Raw genomic sequence first — 15,443 nt, forward strand, 5'->3', positions numbered from 1 at the left:
ATGCACAACCTCGCCCTCGCCGGATAGACCACCCGCCGTGCAGCAGTCCACCATGCCCGAGGTCGCTCAGAGAGCATTTACGGGACAACGCTTAGGCAATAGCGCGGACATGTCCGTGAAGTACAAGGAGACGGCGCGCGGCGGGCTCGCGGTGAACATCATCGAGTGCTAGGGAAACGGGCCCTGACCAGCGCGTTCGAGTCTTTCAGCGCTGTCAGGGCCTACCCTGCTTACGCGGCGGAAAGTCCCTGGAACCTCCCTGGGACAGACGTGAAAGTCCCTGAAAAGTCCCTGGGATGTCCCCGTAGGACTTGGCTGATAGCCCGTTGGGGTAGGCCAACTTCCAGGCTGATCTGGCGCTCTTGCGGCCGACTCAGGTAGTGGTGCAGTGGGTACACGCCAGGTAGCGAGACTTACGCATTACGAGTTGTCCGGTCTCGCTCCGCGGGCATCCGCAACCGTCCGCCCTTCGCATCGAACGGCTGGACAGGCGCCTACTCGCACCCATGCGGACGGTGGCGGACGCTCCCGCAGGTACCGAGACCACGGTGCTGCTGGTCTCGGTCTCTAACCGCCGTGTCCCAATCGCTACAGACAGAGAGCTGCAACCCGATTGCTTCTGGAGCCAATAGGGAGGAAAATCGCTCTACTCAAGTGTGGACGTCATGGGGAAGGTGCCGTCTCAGTAGGGTGGGGGACATGGGGACGGATCGTCGCACTTTTGGATCTTGGCGCCTTCGAGGTGGCCGCTACGAGCAACAAGGTTTGCCCGTTGAGGTCTTGGCAGAGTTCGCCAGGTATGAGCGTCTCGTGGTCGACGTGGCACGCGGGTTGTACAAGCAGCGACACGCCACGCGACAGAGGGTGCCTCGGGGTTTCGCGTCCTCTTTCTCTCTCCGCCTTTCGGACATCCAGGCCGGAAGCGTGGTGCCCATTCTTGAGCGTGCCACCAATGAGACTGACACCCTCTTCGATGAGGACTCAGGCATCTTCGACGAGGCACGCATCCTGATTCAAGACACTTTGCGCTCTATCCAGTCCGGATCCGGCATTCCGCGGACCTTCCCGCCGCACGCACTTCGCGAATTCTCACGATTCGGACGCAGCTTGCAGGATGACGAATCAATCGTCTTCGACAGTGGCAGCCCATCCGAAGTGATCTACTCACAATCAGTCCGCCGATTGATTCACGAGAAGGCGCGCCTTGAGCGATTCGAGATTGAAACGCTCATCGCAGGGCAGGTCATCGGAGTAAACGCAGAAAAGGGCACATTCGATTTCCGCCTATCTGGCGGGAAACAAGTACTGGGGCGCTTCTCCTCCGACGACATCGTCGTGGACCTTAAGCAGTACCTAGATCGATCAACAATGGCCCCCACGGTCGCCGTTAACGCCGTAGCAATTCAGTCACTAGATGGCGACTATATCGAGATTCAGGACATTCTGTCGATCGAACCGGTTCTGCCACCTGAGTGGTCAGAACGTCTCCTGACATTGCAGACTCTCGAAAATGGCTGGCTCGATGGCATCGGCAAGGAAGTAAGCAGAAAACTACTGCGCCAAGTCGAGTCCATTCTCCTTGAACTCCTTGATGCACAGGTCGAGCGCCCATACATTTATCCGACCGAGGAGGGCGGGGTCCAGCTAGAGTGGCCTTTCACCCGAGGTGAGGTAACGCTAGTAATTCTCCCAGAGGAAAAGGTGGACGTATATTCCTTTTCGAAGGAAGACGATACTGACAGCATTGCGACGTTCCACTGGCGGAACCTAGAAAGCATCACAGAATTCGTGACCGGGGGGATCACCCAGTATGGCGACTGACGGCCCAAACCTTCGGCCCGGCGAGCTTGAAATATCGACCCAGGACGAAAAACTTTGGCGCCAAGTGAATCCTGGCTGGGTCCACGACGGCCGGGTCAGTAGCCAACTCTTTCGACCCACACCTAAGGATACCGGTGAAGTATCGGTAACAAGGTCATCACTGGTCACTCCTGAAGCAGCGCACCAGCATCACACCGGGACGCTGGGTTACGCCTCGGTCGGCGTTTTCTGTGTAGAGGTAGGCGAAGTTAACGAAGCCGGCCTAAGAGTCATTGACGATGCCCAAGTTGATGACGGAGAAACCCGCCCACCTGCCCATGCGTACGTCGATTACAAACTGATTGATTCGAAGAAACTCCAGCAGAGGCGCGCCAGCATTCTTCGCGATAAAGCCGAAAAGCACGGGTGGCAATACGGACCCATGAAGCATTAAAACTTCAACGGCCGCGCCAATTGCCACACCACCTGGGCTCCCTGCGAATTCCTCGAAACCGCGGTTATATGGCGTCGAGGCGCGCTGCGCGACCCCACCCGGGAACACGTGGCCCCACTCAGCTGCGGACACCCTGCTGTCCACCGCTCTGCCCGCCCGCTACACACCTGTCCACCGGTTGTCCACCGGCGGCAGTCATGGCGCCCCGGCAAGGGTCGGCGACGGTCATCGATCGATCTTGGAAAGCACAAAACCCCAGGTCACGGCGAGTGAGTCCTGGGGTTTCGCTGAGCCGCCTTCGGGACGAACCCGAGACCTACGCATTACGAGACCGTGAGCGTTCGTGTTGCGTAGTGCCTGGTCGTGCTGCTGAGTGACGTCCTGCCTGATCAGAGCGCGTGCAGTTGGTTGGACTGTGCTACCCCGTACCATGCCGTCCAAAGGCGTCCGGCCACCGGCTGGCCACCGGGAGCATCTCCAGTGCCTCCGACGACGCCTCTGAGGCAGTTGTGCTGTTCATACAAAGCAGCGACCGCAGCCGTCGACTCGGGTGATCCGGATAACGTCGGCGTTGGTGATCAGAGGACAGGACACTGGGCCTCCAACGATTGATGTTGGTGGCCCGGCCCAGAACCAGCGGCTACAGGTCGAAGGGCAGCCAGGGTGCAGTTCGGCGACCTCTCACTCTCAGGGTGTCATTCCTCCGGCCCAACTTCCGGATCCGTACGCGAGCGCCGGGACTGGTAAAGGTAGGCGCCTATCAGCTGGATGAGCTCTTCGGCTCGCTCACCTTCGCCGGTCAGCGCGCCGGTCAGCTTCCCGAAGGCCCCTTCATTGAGCACGGCAGCGTCAGTGAGGGCCTCACGCAGGTTGGGGGAGATGAGGAACTGGTCCTGAGCATTGTTGTCGATCTGTTCGGTGATCTGCAGGTCTTCCTCGGCCATCCCGGCTGCAGCCGTGACGAAGCCGCCGATCTGCGCGTCCGCGAACTCTCCACCGAACAGGCTGTTGATCTTAGCGACCACTTCCGACAGCAGAACCTGCTGCGGATCGCGGGCGACGGCGGTACCCATACCAGTGATACCCCGCAGCGTCGGCGTCTCCTGGTCTCCAGACAGGGCTATGGCTGCCTTGCCCTGGTCAATCTGCCGCACTCTCTTGAGGACTATCCCGGAAAGGTCCACATCGGCGTGGGGATCGTCGACTGCGAGCAGCCGCACCAGCTGGCGCAGGAACTCGGCGAGCTTCTCCAGGTCAGTGGTCGCGTAGTCGATGACCTGAGACATGAAGTCGTAGAGGCGGACATAGGAGCCACAGTCCTTACGGAAGGTCCGCAGCTCATTCAGGGCCTCGCTGTCGCCACTCTCGGTTGCGTCGGCCCATCGGTTGGCGAACTCGTCGCGGGCCGGCGCGATTGCCGCCGCCAGCGCCGAGTGCCGCTGTTGACCCCACCAGGCTTCGGCATAGCGGTCGACATCGGCGCGGGTGTAGATACCGGGCTGGGCGAGCTTCGTGGCGAGCTGATGGACGAGGTTGGGGTCGGTGGCAGTCTCGACGTGGGCCTCGGTGTAGTACTGCAGAAACGCACTCTGGATGTCGATGGAGGGGTTTACGAAGTCGAGGACAAACGTCCGGTCCTTCGCCTCGCCTGACGGGGCGCGGTAGGTGCGGTTGAGACGGGAGAGAGTCTGGACGGCATGGACGTCGGGAAGTTCCTTGTCAACGTACATCGCGCACAGGAGCGGCTGGTCAAAGCCGGTCTGGAACTTCTCCGCAACCAGCATCAGGCGATAGTCGGGGCGCCTGAACTCCTTGGCGAGATCGGACCCGAGGCCCGGGTTCAAGGACGCTTCTGTGGCGTTCTCCAAGCCGTACTCCTCGTCGCTGATGGCTTCGGAGAACGCGACGATCGTCTTGAGTTTGTACCCCTTGGAGCGGATGTACTTGTCCGTCTCGATCTTGTAGCGGACAGCTGCTTGGCGCGAGGAGGTGACGACCATGGCCTTGGCCTGGCCATCGAGGAGGTGTGCGACGTTGGCCCGGAAGTGCTCCACGATGATCTCGACCTTCTGCCCGATGTTGGACGGGTGAAGGTTCTTGAACCGCATGATCTTCTTCGTTGCAGCCTTCGGATCGACCAGTTGACCCGCATCGTCGCTGCTGATGGTGGTGACCACACCATCAGCACCGCGCTCCTCGATTTCGAAGGCGGTGTTGTACGTCTGGTAGCCACGCAGAACATCGAGGATGAACCCCTCCTCAATGGCCTGCCGCATCGTATACACGTCGAACGATTCGGGCTTGCCATCGTGGCCAGGGCGCCCGAACAGGGTCTTCGTTTTGTACTTTGGCGTGGCGGTGAACGCGAGAAACGACACGTTCGGTGATGTAGCGCGGGCAGCCGTCTCGGCGGAAATCCGTCGCTCGATCTTCGCCTGCTCGTCAGCGGCGGTGAGGATCTCGTTGATGACGTCCTGCGTGTCGATCGCCTCGTCCTCGGCGATCTGCCCGCCCTCGGTGAGGACCATCTTCAGTGCCTTGGCCGTCTTCCCGGACTGGGAGGTGTGGGCCTCGTCGACGATGACGGCGAACACCTTGTCGCCGAGCGTCGTGTCGATCAGACCCTTGACGTAGGGGAACGTCTGGATCGTGACCACGACGACCAGAGCGGGTCCGGTCAGAGCGTCAAGCAGGGCCCGGGACTTCGATCCGCCGGAGCGGCGCACAGCGGCGGAGTCTATAACCGCCACCGAACCGCCGGATTCGTCGACCTGGTTGACGGCCTCCTGGAGCTGCCGATCGAGGACCTTACGGTCGGAGACAATCAGGACCTTGTCGAAGACCTTGTGATTGTCTCCATCGTGCAGTTGGGCGAGGTGATGCGCAGTCCAGGCGATCGTGTTGGTCTTGCCTGAGCCGGCCGAGTGCTCGATCAGATATCGCCCCCCGGGCCCACCAGAGCGAACCTCTTCGACGATCCGTCGCACTGCACGCCACTGGTGATAGCGGGGGAACATCAGCGTCGTCGTCCGCTTGATCCTCCCGGTAGCCGGGTCCTCGTCCTCGTCCTTACGCAGGAACATCAGCGAGCCCAAGATGTGGAGCCAATTGTTCCGGCCGAGAATCTCCTCCCAGAGGTAGGAAGTTGCCGCACCGTTCGTGTTCGGGGGGTTGCCTTTCGCCCCGTCGGCCTGGCCCTGGTTGAACGGGAGGAAGTGGGTCTTGTCGCCGGCCAGCTTCGTGGTCATCCAGACTTCGTCGTCGTCGACGGCGAAGTGAACCAGGGCCCGGCTGCCGAAGCCGAGGAGCGGTTGGCCGGCCGGTTGGCGGTCCTGCTTGTACTGCTTGACCGCGGTGCGCCACTCCTGCTTGAAGAACGACTTGAGTTCGAGCGTCGCCACCGGCAGGCCGTTGACGAAGAAGACCAAGTCGATGGACCGGTTATCGCCCCTGGCTGGAGAGAAGTGAACCTGGCGGGCTACTCGCAGCCGCACCGACTCGTAAGCCTTTGCCACGGTCGAGTTGAGAGTAGTTGCTGGCGCGAACTGACACATGAGGAAGTGCGCCGTCGCGCCACGGGTGTGGGAGAACTTCCGGCGCATCACATTCAGGGTGCCGCCGCCAGAGCTCATAGGGGTGTCCAGGCGCTTCACAAGGGCATCAAGGAGTGCGTCCTTGTCGGCTTGCTCGCTCGGAGTGCCGATCTTGACGACCTTCTCGTACTCCTCGGTCTGGGTAGTGCTCAGCCACCAGTGGACGTCCTCGGGCCACAAGGCGCGCTTTGCGTCATAGCCATCGTTGGAGGTGTCGTACTCCCAGCGGTGGCCACCCAAGTACTCGGCGATCTCAGCCTCGAACGCCTCCTCGTCGGTCTGGTCTGAGGACGCCATGGTTCAGCCTGCCTTCCGAGTAGGGCGTACATCGATCTGTCCAGTCACAGCAGCTGTAATGAGCGCGGAGCGACGTTCCTTGGCGAAGGCGATGTGCTCTTTGGCCTTGGCGATGAGGGCACTAATCTTTGCGGTCTCTTCGTCAAGTCTATCGGCGATCTGTCGCTGCACGTCAGAGGGCGGAATCATAATAGGCATTGCCGCCAGCTTTTCGGCAGTCAGGTGCGGCATCGAGACGATATTGCAGTATGCCGTGATGAAGCCCTTCTGCCTGGCCATGATGAGGAAATAGGTGAGATATCGGCCATCGTTCTCACCAGCCGGGCGGATCCGGTTGATGGAATTTTGGAATCCCCAACCATCGAGTGGCTCAGAGATGAAAGCCGCCCGACCATAGCCACCAATTCCTCCTTCGACTACGACTACGTCACCTGCCCGCAAGTCAAGCATGCGCATTTCGCGAGTACTAAACCACATGGTCTTAGCATCGCCGAGAGCAAGTTCGCCATCGGGTTGCACGTTAGCGGCTCGCATATATGGAGCGAGGACATCAGAGCCCTTGTTCTCGCTCTGCAGCATCTTGCCGAGATTTACCGACCCGAAATGCTTGACCTGGCCACGAATCCACCCGGGAGGACACGAACCGATCCAGGACACTTCACCTGGCTCGAGACTGGCACCGTAATCGAGACCAGCGACGGCGCTGGCGATGAGCCCGGATCGCCGTTCTCGGAGGAATTCCACAAACTCCTCCTGCTTGGAGATCAGAGCATCGATCTGCCCTGTCTCACGATCCAAGAAATTAGCGATACCACGCTGCTCAACAAGGTCGGGTGCGGAGATCTCGAATTTTGAGACCTTGTCGGCAGTGAAATGTGGAATCGTCGCAGTGCTCGCGAAAAGGTCGACCCGGCCACGCATAAGTGCGTCTTGCAGGGCATAGTCGAGGAACCTCCCATCGGCACGCCCAGCGAGGGGGCGCAAACGAATGATCGAGTTCTGGAAACCCCACCCTGGAAGGTCCTCGCGAACCACGGCTGATCGACCGTATCCGGCACCACCTTCGACGATTACAACGTCGCCGCGCCGCAGGTCAAGTCCCCGTAGTTCGCTCGGATGAAACCACATCGGCTGTAGCGGCAGATCAATGATCTTCCCTTGTGGCTGGACATGCGCAGCTCGCAGGTATGGTGCAGAAATATCAGCCGCGCTCTTCGACTCCGGCTGAACCATTTTCCCGAGTACAACGTTCGCCAGTCGTTTCACTGGCAGAACCGCGCTCACGCCTCAACCTCCCGCAGCATCTCCATGATCTCGCCAACAACGCGGTTGAGGTCTGCGTCGATCTCCTCCAACGGGCGAGGTGGGGTGTAGCGATAGAAGTGTCGAGTAAATGGGATCTCATAACCGGTCTTCGTCTTGGTTTTGTCGATCCAAGCATCGGGCACATGAGGCTTTACCTCGGCCTCGAAGTAAGCGTCCCAGGTGTCTTCGGCGGCATCGTGAGTCTTCGGGTGACCGCCCCAACCAAAGGGGATGTTCTCGGTGTCGCGCAGCGCAGGATCGGGCTCGATCTCGCCCTTATGCCGACCGGAGGTGTAGAGGCAGTCGTCAGCGTCTTCGTCGTGTTCACCGATCGTCTGCCACAGCGTCTTGCGCTGAGCCGCAGTCAGTATGATTGCGTGCTCACGCAGATGCTTGCCAAGGTCGTGGAGGAACGTCTCTCTATTGAGGTAAACCTGCTCACCGAAGGAACCGAGGCTCGCAACCAGGCCCGAGTCCTTGCCGAGGGTCTTGTGGTCGGCCACGTTAGCGATCCGCTCGGCGGTGCACTGGAACCTGAGACGTAGGGGACGCTCAACGGTGATCGTCCAGTAGGCGAAGTCGCGGTTCTCGAAAACCTTCGAAGTGTCCGATGCCTCACGGGAGGCGAATGCCCGCACGATGGTGTCGCGGGCCTTGTCGGCTACCTCGACTCGCTTGGAGCCGATCGACTTGCGCAGTTTGGAGCCGAGCTCAGTGGCGTCGATGAGCTGGACGGTGCCCTTGCGCTCGGCGGGCTTGGCGTTCGAGAGGATCCACAGGTAGGTGGCGATTCCGGTGTTGTAGAACATGTCGTTGGGGAGAGCGATGATGGCCTCGACCAGGTCATTCTCCAACATGTGCCCACGGATATTGGACGGTCCAGATCCTGCGCTTCCCGTGAAGAGTGGGGAACCATTAAGGACGATGCCGGCCTTCCCGCCGTTGCCGTTCTCATCGACATCGCGAATCTTCGAGGCAACGTGGAGTAGGAACAACATCGCAGCATCCCCGACAGCAGGTAGGCCGGGGGTGAAGCGTCCCTGGCCGCCATGCTCGTGCTCGGCGGTCACATCGGAGGCGATGTCCTTCCAGTCGGTGCCGAACGGTGGGTTCGACAGGACAAAGTCGAACTTGCGATCCTCGAATCGGTCGACGACGAGGGTGTCGCCATGCCGGACATTGGTCGGGTCCTGGCCTCTGATGAGCAGGTCGGCCTTGCAGATGGCGTAGGTGCGCTGGTTGATCTCCTGCCCGAACAGCGCCGTTGTGGCGGACGGGTTCAGGTCACGGAGATGCTCGTCGGCTACGGTCAGCATGCCGCCGGTTCCGACGGTGGGGTCATAGATGGAGCGGACCTGGCTCCGGTCGCGCAGCGCCTCGGTGTCCTCGGCGTAGACGAGGTCGACGAGGAGACGGACAACGTCACGCGGCGTGTAGAACTGGCCGGCGCCGTCATTGGCTGACTCGGCGAACCGGTAGATGAGGTTCTCGAACAGGTCGCCCATGTCCGCATTCGAGACCGTCTCAGGGCTCAGGTCGATCCCCTGGAAGTGTCTGACGACCGGCGAGAGGCGGTTGCGGGTGTCGAGAGTACGCAGGACGCTCTCGAAGTCGAAGGACTTGAACACATCCAGGTTCGACGAGAAGCCCGATACGTAGTCGATTAGGTTGGCCGCGAGGTTCTTCGGGTCCTGCAGGGCCTTCTTCAACGTGTACTCGCTGGTGGTCCAGAAGTTCAGGCCCGCATTGTCCGGCGTGCGCGTCTTGAGCTTCAGGTACGTGCGGCGCTGCTGATCGCCAGGGTACTGGCTGATGACCTCGGCCATCGTCTCCCGGTGCGGTTCCATCACGCACTCAAGGCGGCGCAGCACGGTGAATGGCAGGATCACCGAGCCATACTCGGCCTCCTGGTAGGGGCCACGCAGGGTGTCGGCGACGCTCCATACGAATTGGCTGAGGACGCTCACGCAGTTCTTCTCCGGTCTGAGGCTCGGGCGGGCGCAGCTCTGCTCGACGAGAGCCGAACCGCGTTCTCCAAACCCTATCCGCCGAGACCTGCGAAGGCGGAGCGATGGCGAAGAGTCTTGGGTTGGACGAAGGTTGAGTAGACGGCAAGCGTCGACGGCTTCTTGTTCGTCCCCACTTGCCAGACAAGGGCCTTGGGCACGAGGCCCTGCGTTGCTGGTGACCTTGGCCACCTTCCAGAGCACGTAGGAGATCTGGAAGGTGGGCGCCAGGAGAGAGTCGTACGCTTCGCGCCGGATCTCGTCACGCCACCGCTCCCGTTCATGGTGTTGCTGGTGACGTAGCTGAGGTGTCTGTCCCAGCAAGGTGACGACGCCCCCACCCTGCCGGCCGGGTGGTCGCTCCGACAGGTCTGCGAGGTTGAGCAGCTAGCTCATTCCTCTTCCTCTTCTGGTTCCTGGCGCAACCGGTCCGCGATGTCCACTAGCGAGCCGCGCTGCAGGACGAACCAGCGCCGCGTGCCCTGAAGCGGTTTGCTCCGGTGGCCGGCCTCCACGAGCATCTTCTGGGCCAGGCCGGTTGGTGAGTATGCGACGCCGTCCACCGCCCATACGAGGCAGTGGCGGCGCTGCCGGGTCCAGGTCGCACGCCCTCGGCGGGCATCCGCCGTGAGCCAGGCGGTGAGCTGCTGCTGTTCGCGGCCAGGGACTGGGCGGAACTCCAGGGGGGTCCCTTCCTCTAGCGCGTTGTTCTCGAAGATCACGGTGACGGCGTTAGCTTGCCGTGCTTGCCGTTCACGCTCGGACGCGCGGTACTCCGGTGAGAGGGCAGGGGGTTGGTTGTCGCCCTGCAGGGTCACCAAGGCAGAACCAGCAACATCCGCATATCGCTCAGCATTTCGGAAGATGCCGCTCACCTGACTCTTGGGGCCGTAACCCGCATCGATCCAGTAGATCAGTGTAGCTACGGTGGCATCCACGAGCCCGGCGACGCACGCCAGTACCGTCGGCCAGTCGGCTTCCGGAATCTCCTGCCACCCTCGGGATAGCCGCTGGAAGGTCACGTGAGCGATGAGCAATCGCCCATGGTCAGCGAGGGTGCCGGCGCGTCCCTCCCACTGCGGGCGTTGTAGGTCAATCTGCCGCTCAACCTCCCGGTGCACCAGAATGGTGCGCCAGGTCCTCATCGCATCGGTACGGGTGAGCGGAAATAGCTGGTGGTGCTGCTTTGGATCCCAAAGAAGATCGATGTCCACGTTGGCCTGGAAGGACAGTTCAGAAGAGGCGTGAGCGCAGGCGAGCGCGATTGCGGCCTCTCTGAGCGTGCAACCGTCGTCCTGTGACTGCGGTGGCTCCTCACCGCGGCGTAGGACGTATGTCTTCCGCAGCCGAAGCAGGAAGTCGTCGCGGAGTTGCTGCTGCACCTTCTCTAGCGCGATGAAGTCTTGGGGTTCCACCCTGTTCTGGGTGTTGGTTGTTCGGGTGACGTCGTGGTCGAAGCCATCCGGACAGTCCGTCAAGGAGATGATACGGACGGCGATCCGTGCGCGTGTGACGGCATCAGGGGTTTGCTGGTAAGCCTCATGGACGGAAGCGGCGGTCTGAGCGCCGTTGACAATGCTCGCTCCTTCCATTTCCAGGTCGCCCCGAGGACCCATGATCACCTTGTCGCACAGCACCGTGATCCCGTTGTTGAAGTACCAGAAGTACTCGGGCCGCTTGCGAAGGGTTTCTACAAGTGTGCGGTTGACTGCGGTGACACCAAGGGGGTTTCGGATATTCCGTTGGAAGAGCCGGTGGTGGTTCTCCTCGAACCAATGGGCGACCTCCGCGGCCCCGATCGTCCCGTGGTACGCCAGGGTGGGCTCCTTGATCGGGCTTACGTCGACAGCTGAGGCTGCGGCCTTCAACTTGATCTGGGGTTCGGCGATCCCGGAGCGCAGGATGCGGATGAAGTCCGGCAGCCGCAGGGTGCGCATCCGCAGCGAGTCCTCATATTCCGTGCAGAACCGCTCAAGCACGTCCTTGGCCTCGGCCCCCATAAGCTGGGTTCCTGCCCAGGCTGGCAGGATGGTGATCTGGACCCGCGGGTTGCTGAGGGCCCGTTCCAGATCGGGGACTAGCGGAGTCAGCTTGGCATTGAAGCTCTGATACTCGCGAGCGATCAGTAGTTCCAGGCCATTCTTCAAGTCAAGCGCAGCGCTCTTCGAGAAGGAGGCTGTGCCGTCGCTACTCCACTTCGCCTGCACCACCCAGACCTGGGGCTCTGTCGAGGTGAGGTCCACCGCTACGGCGTCGATCCCCTGGTCCCCGAACGAGTCGATGACGGACTCTGCACAGCGCTCGAGTGGATAGCCGGTGTACTCGCGGACTGCCAAGGCGGCGAGGGCGCGGGAGAGAAAAGAACTCCGCTGCGTTCGCTCCTCAAATTTGGCCAGATCGTCAACGGCGATGACTCCAGTGAACTGCTCGGTGAGAGCGTGCTCGAGCTGCTGGGCATGTAGCGCGGTCACTATGCTCCTGTCGGCGGGGGCTGGCGGCCCTGCTGGCACGGTGGCGGGCCCCGCCCGCGCCTCATCAGCGATTTAGGTTACCCCGAAGCGCGAGCGGCCATGGCCTCGCCTGACGGGTTCACAGGAACTGTCGTCGCGGTATGCGGTCGGGACGTTCGCCGCCGGGACAACACGGCGGTGGCGAAGCAACTGCGATTCAGGGTGCGGTCGTTGCAGCGGTGGCGCCGTTCCTGGCAGCACAGCCGGTCGGGGCCCTCACCGTCTCTGAGGACGAGACCGGATTCTCGATGACGCCGCCCACCTCCCGCACCTGGGCCCGACGCGAGCACACCCCCGTGATCCAACTGCGACGACGCTCCCAGCGCTGCTTCTCCGTCGCAGCCCTGACCTGCTACATACCCTCTCGTCACCGCGCGTCATGCAGCGCCAGTGCGGTGGCGCCATCCCAAGGGCAGACGGCTCCTCTCTGTGGGGAATACCTCTCCGGCCGTTTCGATTGCTTCGCATATACCGATCACAGGAGGGGGACACTGGTGGCCGAGCTGATGCTGTTCCGGCGGAACGCGAACGGGCAGGACGTCGAGCTGCCCAGCTCAACGATGGCGCTGGAGATAGAGCTTCAGCGACGGGTCGAGGCCGGCCTGGAGCAGATGCTCGGCATCCGGTTCCTGGCGTCGGAGTATCCGACAGGCCCGTGGCACCGGGGCCGGATCGACACCCTGGGACTGGACGAGAACGGCAGCCCGGTGGTGATCGAGTACAAGAAGGGCTCCGACAGCGGCGTTCTGTCGCAGGCGGTCTCATACCTATCCTGGTTGGAGTCGGCGCACCACGAGGTTAGGGCACGAACACAAGAATCCACGGACTTACCGACGCCACAAGGAGCGGATTCACCTGCACGTCGTTCCTACCGCAGTGGGGAAGATGCACGTAAAGGACGTGAACGCCTCATCTTTGCTGGACTGGCTGCACGACCGTCGCAGGCTGCTCGAAAGTTCCACGCTGCGCCTGGTCTTCGACAATCTTCGAGCCGTCTTTGACCTGGCCGTGGACGACAGCCTGATACACAAAAATCCGTGCCTCGCCAAATCGGTGCAGGACGCCAAGCCGAAGCGAGGAGGTGGCGGCCGGGCAGAGCTGACCCTGACATGGGAGGACACCGAGAAGATCCGTGCCGAACTTCCCGACCGCTACAAAGCACTTGTTGACTGTGGTCGCGGCCTGGGTCTTCGGCAAGGAGAGATATTCGGCCTGTCACCAGAAGATATCGACTGGGCACATCCGGACGGCGCCATGGTGCACGTGCATCGGCAAGTAGTCCACGACGGCTCGTTCCTCGTATACGCCCTCCCCAAGGGCGGAGACGACGAGGATCCGAAGGACCGGTGGGTCGAGCTGACCGACGACGTGGCCATCCCCCTGCGCGAGCACATGCAGAAGTACCCGCCGGTCGAGGTGACGCGACCGTGGGGCAGCAAAGGCGGCGACCCGGTCACGGTGCGGCTGATCTTCTACACCCGGGAGAAGACCGCCATTCAGTCGAATGGGTTCAACTCCTACCGCTGGAAGCCCGCCCTGGCGTCGGCCGGCCTCATCAAGCCCCTCGAGCCCGACGCGAAGGGACGACGCTGGGAGAAGTCCCGCGACGTGATGATGCACGCGCTCCGACACCTGTACGCGTCGATGATGATCAACGGCGGGGTAGATGTGTACACGCTCGCAGACCGCCTCGGACACGCCGATCCCGCGTTTACCCTGCGTAAATTCGTGGGAGCCGGTTCCAAGGTCCGCATCGCGGTCCGGAGCGCCTACACCAGGGCCGCGTGACTCCTGCTCCGTTCGGCTTGTGCAACAACCGTGCAAGATGATCTTCGCGAGGTGTCATCTACGCAGGTCAGGAGCTTTGTCTATGAGTTCCGGGACATCTGAGCGGCGGGGTGCCGTGCCCCTTGCCCTCATGGGGCACGGCACCGGCAGATGCCTGGCGACCTGCGGTTATACCCCTTCTCGGCCTTCCATTGATCACCGTTGTTCTGGCCCTTGGACGGGGGCCACGGGACGCCGAGGCGACGAGTCGGCCCCGATTCCGTCCGCCGGCGGGCGTGCGGGCGGCTTCGACCGGTTTCAGAGCCGCTCCGCGGCCGGGTGCAGAACTGGACTGCCGGCGCCCTGGTCCGGCGTCGGCTCCAGGGCGGGTTGTGGCCTGGCCAGGGTGGTGCAGCGGGCCCAGATCAGAAGGGTGAGGGGGTAGACGGCGTAGCCGATACGGGTTGCCGGAGACAGCAGGATGGCGATGGTGAGGCCGAGCGCGAGCCGGTGGGCGGCAGCCGCCGTGGTCCTCGGCGGCTGAACGAAGAGCGACACGGCTATGGCAAGGGCGCCGACGCCGATCAGAGCCACGGCGATGGTCTTGCCGTGGGGCAGCACTGCGGACAGGAGGGCGCCCAGGAGCGGGCTGGCGGCGGTCGAGGCGGTATCGCTCAGTCCGAAGGGGTAGAGGACCGCGTTGTCGAGGAAGGCGTGCGGATCGGCCAGGAGCGGCGGCACGACCACCAACGCCGCCACCGCGACCGCCACTCCAGCCGCGGTCCTGGCCGCGCGTGATCCCTTGGTCGCAGCCAGGAGGACGGCGACGACCGGTATGGCCGGCCACGCGGTCCACTTCAGAATGGCTGCCGCTCCCAGCGCCAGACCCGCACCCACGGAACGGCCCCGGTGCGCGTACGCCAGGGCGAGAAGAACGAAGGCCACGACCGCGGGATCAACGCCGCCTATGGCCAGCGGCAGCGCCACCACGGGGCAGGCCGCGATCCATGCCGCCCCCGTCACCGCCGTGCGTCGGGCCTGCGGCAGGCCCTTGACCAGCACGGCCACGGCAGCGGCCAGCACGGCAACGAACCCGGCCAGATTCCACAGGCGGGCGCTGGAGAACAGTCCCGCGCCGAACAGTGCGCGGGGGAGCCCGAAGAGAGCCATGCCGGGCAGGTAGGGGTTGAAGTCACGCACCGCGACCGGATGCGAGAGGTAAGGGGTGCCGGTCTCCAGGAAGCGCTGGGCGGACCGTTCGACGACGCCGACCTCCATCTGCTGCAGGCCCACGGCAGTCAGCCACACCAGCGGAACCACCAGCGCGCCGACGACGCAGATCAGGGCCGCCACACGAGACCACTGGACACGGGAACTCAGCGACACCATCGCGGCACAGGCGTAGGCGACAGCAGCGGCAAGTCCCCACCGGTGCTGCGAGGTGTTCGATGCGGAAGCAAGCCCCACGCCTAGGGCCATCAAGGAGCTCGCCGCCAATGCCCACAGGTCCCACCGGCGGACAGCCATGCTGGAGCAGCGGCCCGGACGTTGACCGGAGGCATCTGAAATTTCTGACATTCGCATACAAAGAGGCCTTGGCTAGAAAGTCGTCCGCACAAGTGAACGGACGCGCGGCAACCGGTTGGATGCGCTGGCGAACCGGGCGCCCGCTGTCGGGTGGCCGGCATGGCGACCTGCGTAACGTCAGGCG

Annotated in this window: 9 protein-coding genes; 4 read left to right on the top strand and 5 right to left on the bottom strand. The window is 62.6% G+C overall.

Annotated features, from left to right (window positions below; genetic code table 11):
• Positions 1-927 precede the first annotated feature (927 nt).
• Both ACGFZA_RS41405 and ACGFZA_RS41410 read left to right on the top strand, forming a co-directional pair.
• The gene (locus tag ACGFZA_RS41405; protein WP_243780773.1) at positions 928-1,821 is read left to right on the top strand and encodes a hypothetical protein; all 894 of its coding nucleotides are present in this window, start codon (positions 928-930) and stop codon (positions 1,819-1,821) included.
• Positions 1,811-2,254, top strand: coding sequence for a hypothetical protein (locus ACGFZA_RS41410; RefSeq protein ID WP_326591440.1), 444 nt, complete (start codon positions 1,811-1,813; stop codon positions 2,252-2,254). Before ACGFZA_RS41405 ends, ACGFZA_RS41410 begins: the two co-directional genes overlap by 11 nt.
• Positions 2,255-2,949: 695 nt before the next feature.
• Here the strand turns inward: ACGFZA_RS41410 and ACGFZA_RS41415 are convergent.
• The 4 genes from ACGFZA_RS41415 to ACGFZA_RS41430 all read right to left on the bottom strand — a co-directional run bounded on the left by ACGFZA_RS41415 (position 2,950) and on the right by ACGFZA_RS41430 (position 11,926).
• Complete coding sequence (locus ACGFZA_RS41415) at positions 2,950-6,144, bottom strand: type I restriction endonuclease subunit R (protein WP_393686178.1); 3,195 nt, start codon at positions 6,142-6,144, stop codon at positions 2,950-2,952.
• 3 nt (positions 6,145-6,147) lie between these two features.
• A complete protein-coding gene (locus tag ACGFZA_RS41420; protein WP_393686180.1) occupies positions 6,148-7,428 on the bottom strand; it encodes a restriction endonuclease subunit S in 1,281 nt (426 codons plus the stop codon).
• Complete coding sequence (locus ACGFZA_RS41425) at positions 7,425-9,416, bottom strand: N-6 DNA methylase (RefSeq protein ID WP_393686182.1); 1,992 nt, start codon at positions 9,414-9,416, stop codon at positions 7,425-7,427. The genes ACGFZA_RS41420 and ACGFZA_RS41425 overlap by 4 nt, the downstream gene beginning before the upstream one ends.
• Before the next feature lie 431 nt (positions 9,417-9,847).
• Positions 9,848-11,926: an AIPR family protein gene (locus ACGFZA_RS41430; RefSeq protein ID WP_393686184.1), complete on the bottom strand. Its 2,079-nt coding sequence runs from the start codon at positions 11,924-11,926 to the stop codon at positions 9,848-9,850.
• Positions 11,927-12,459: 533 nt separating this feature from the next.
• Between ACGFZA_RS41430 and ACGFZA_RS41435 the strand changes: the two genes are divergently transcribed.
• Both ACGFZA_RS41435 and ACGFZA_RS41440 read left to right on the top strand, forming a co-directional pair.
• Positions 12,460-12,966 carry a hypothetical protein gene (locus ACGFZA_RS41435; RefSeq protein ID WP_393686186.1) on the top strand — a complete coding sequence of 169 codons (507 nt, stop codon included), beginning with the start codon at positions 12,460-12,462 and terminating at the stop codon, positions 12,964-12,966.
• On the top strand, positions 12,866-13,753 hold the full coding sequence (locus ACGFZA_RS41440; protein WP_393686188.1) for a tyrosine-type recombinase/integrase: 888 nt from the start codon (positions 12,866-12,868) through the stop codon (positions 13,751-13,753). Before ACGFZA_RS41435 ends, ACGFZA_RS41440 begins: the two co-directional genes overlap by 101 nt.
• Before the next feature lie 297 nt (positions 13,754-14,050).
• Here ACGFZA_RS41440 and ACGFZA_RS41445 read toward each other — a convergent pair whose 3' ends face one another.
• Complete coding sequence (locus ACGFZA_RS41445) at positions 14,051-15,199, bottom strand: glycosyltransferase 87 family protein (protein WP_393686190.1); 1,149 nt, start codon at positions 15,197-15,199, stop codon at positions 14,051-14,053.
• Between the last annotated feature and the right edge of the window lie 244 nt (positions 15,200-15,443).

Source organism: Streptomyces sp. NPDC048211 (assembly GCF_043202315.1).
Lineage (GTDB): Bacteria > Actinomycetota > Actinomycetes > Streptomycetales > Streptomycetaceae > Streptomyces.

Bases quoted from the DNA above. Each gene is read 5' to 3' on its own strand.
- ACGFZA_RS41410 (WP_326591440.1), top strand. From the start codon at position 1,811: ATGGCGACTGACGGCCCAAACCTTCGGCCCGGCGAGCTTGAAATATCG.
- ACGFZA_RS41415 (WP_393686178.1), bottom strand. From the start codon at position 6,144: ATGGCGTCCTCAGACCAGACCGACGAGGAGGCGTTCGAGGCTGAGATC.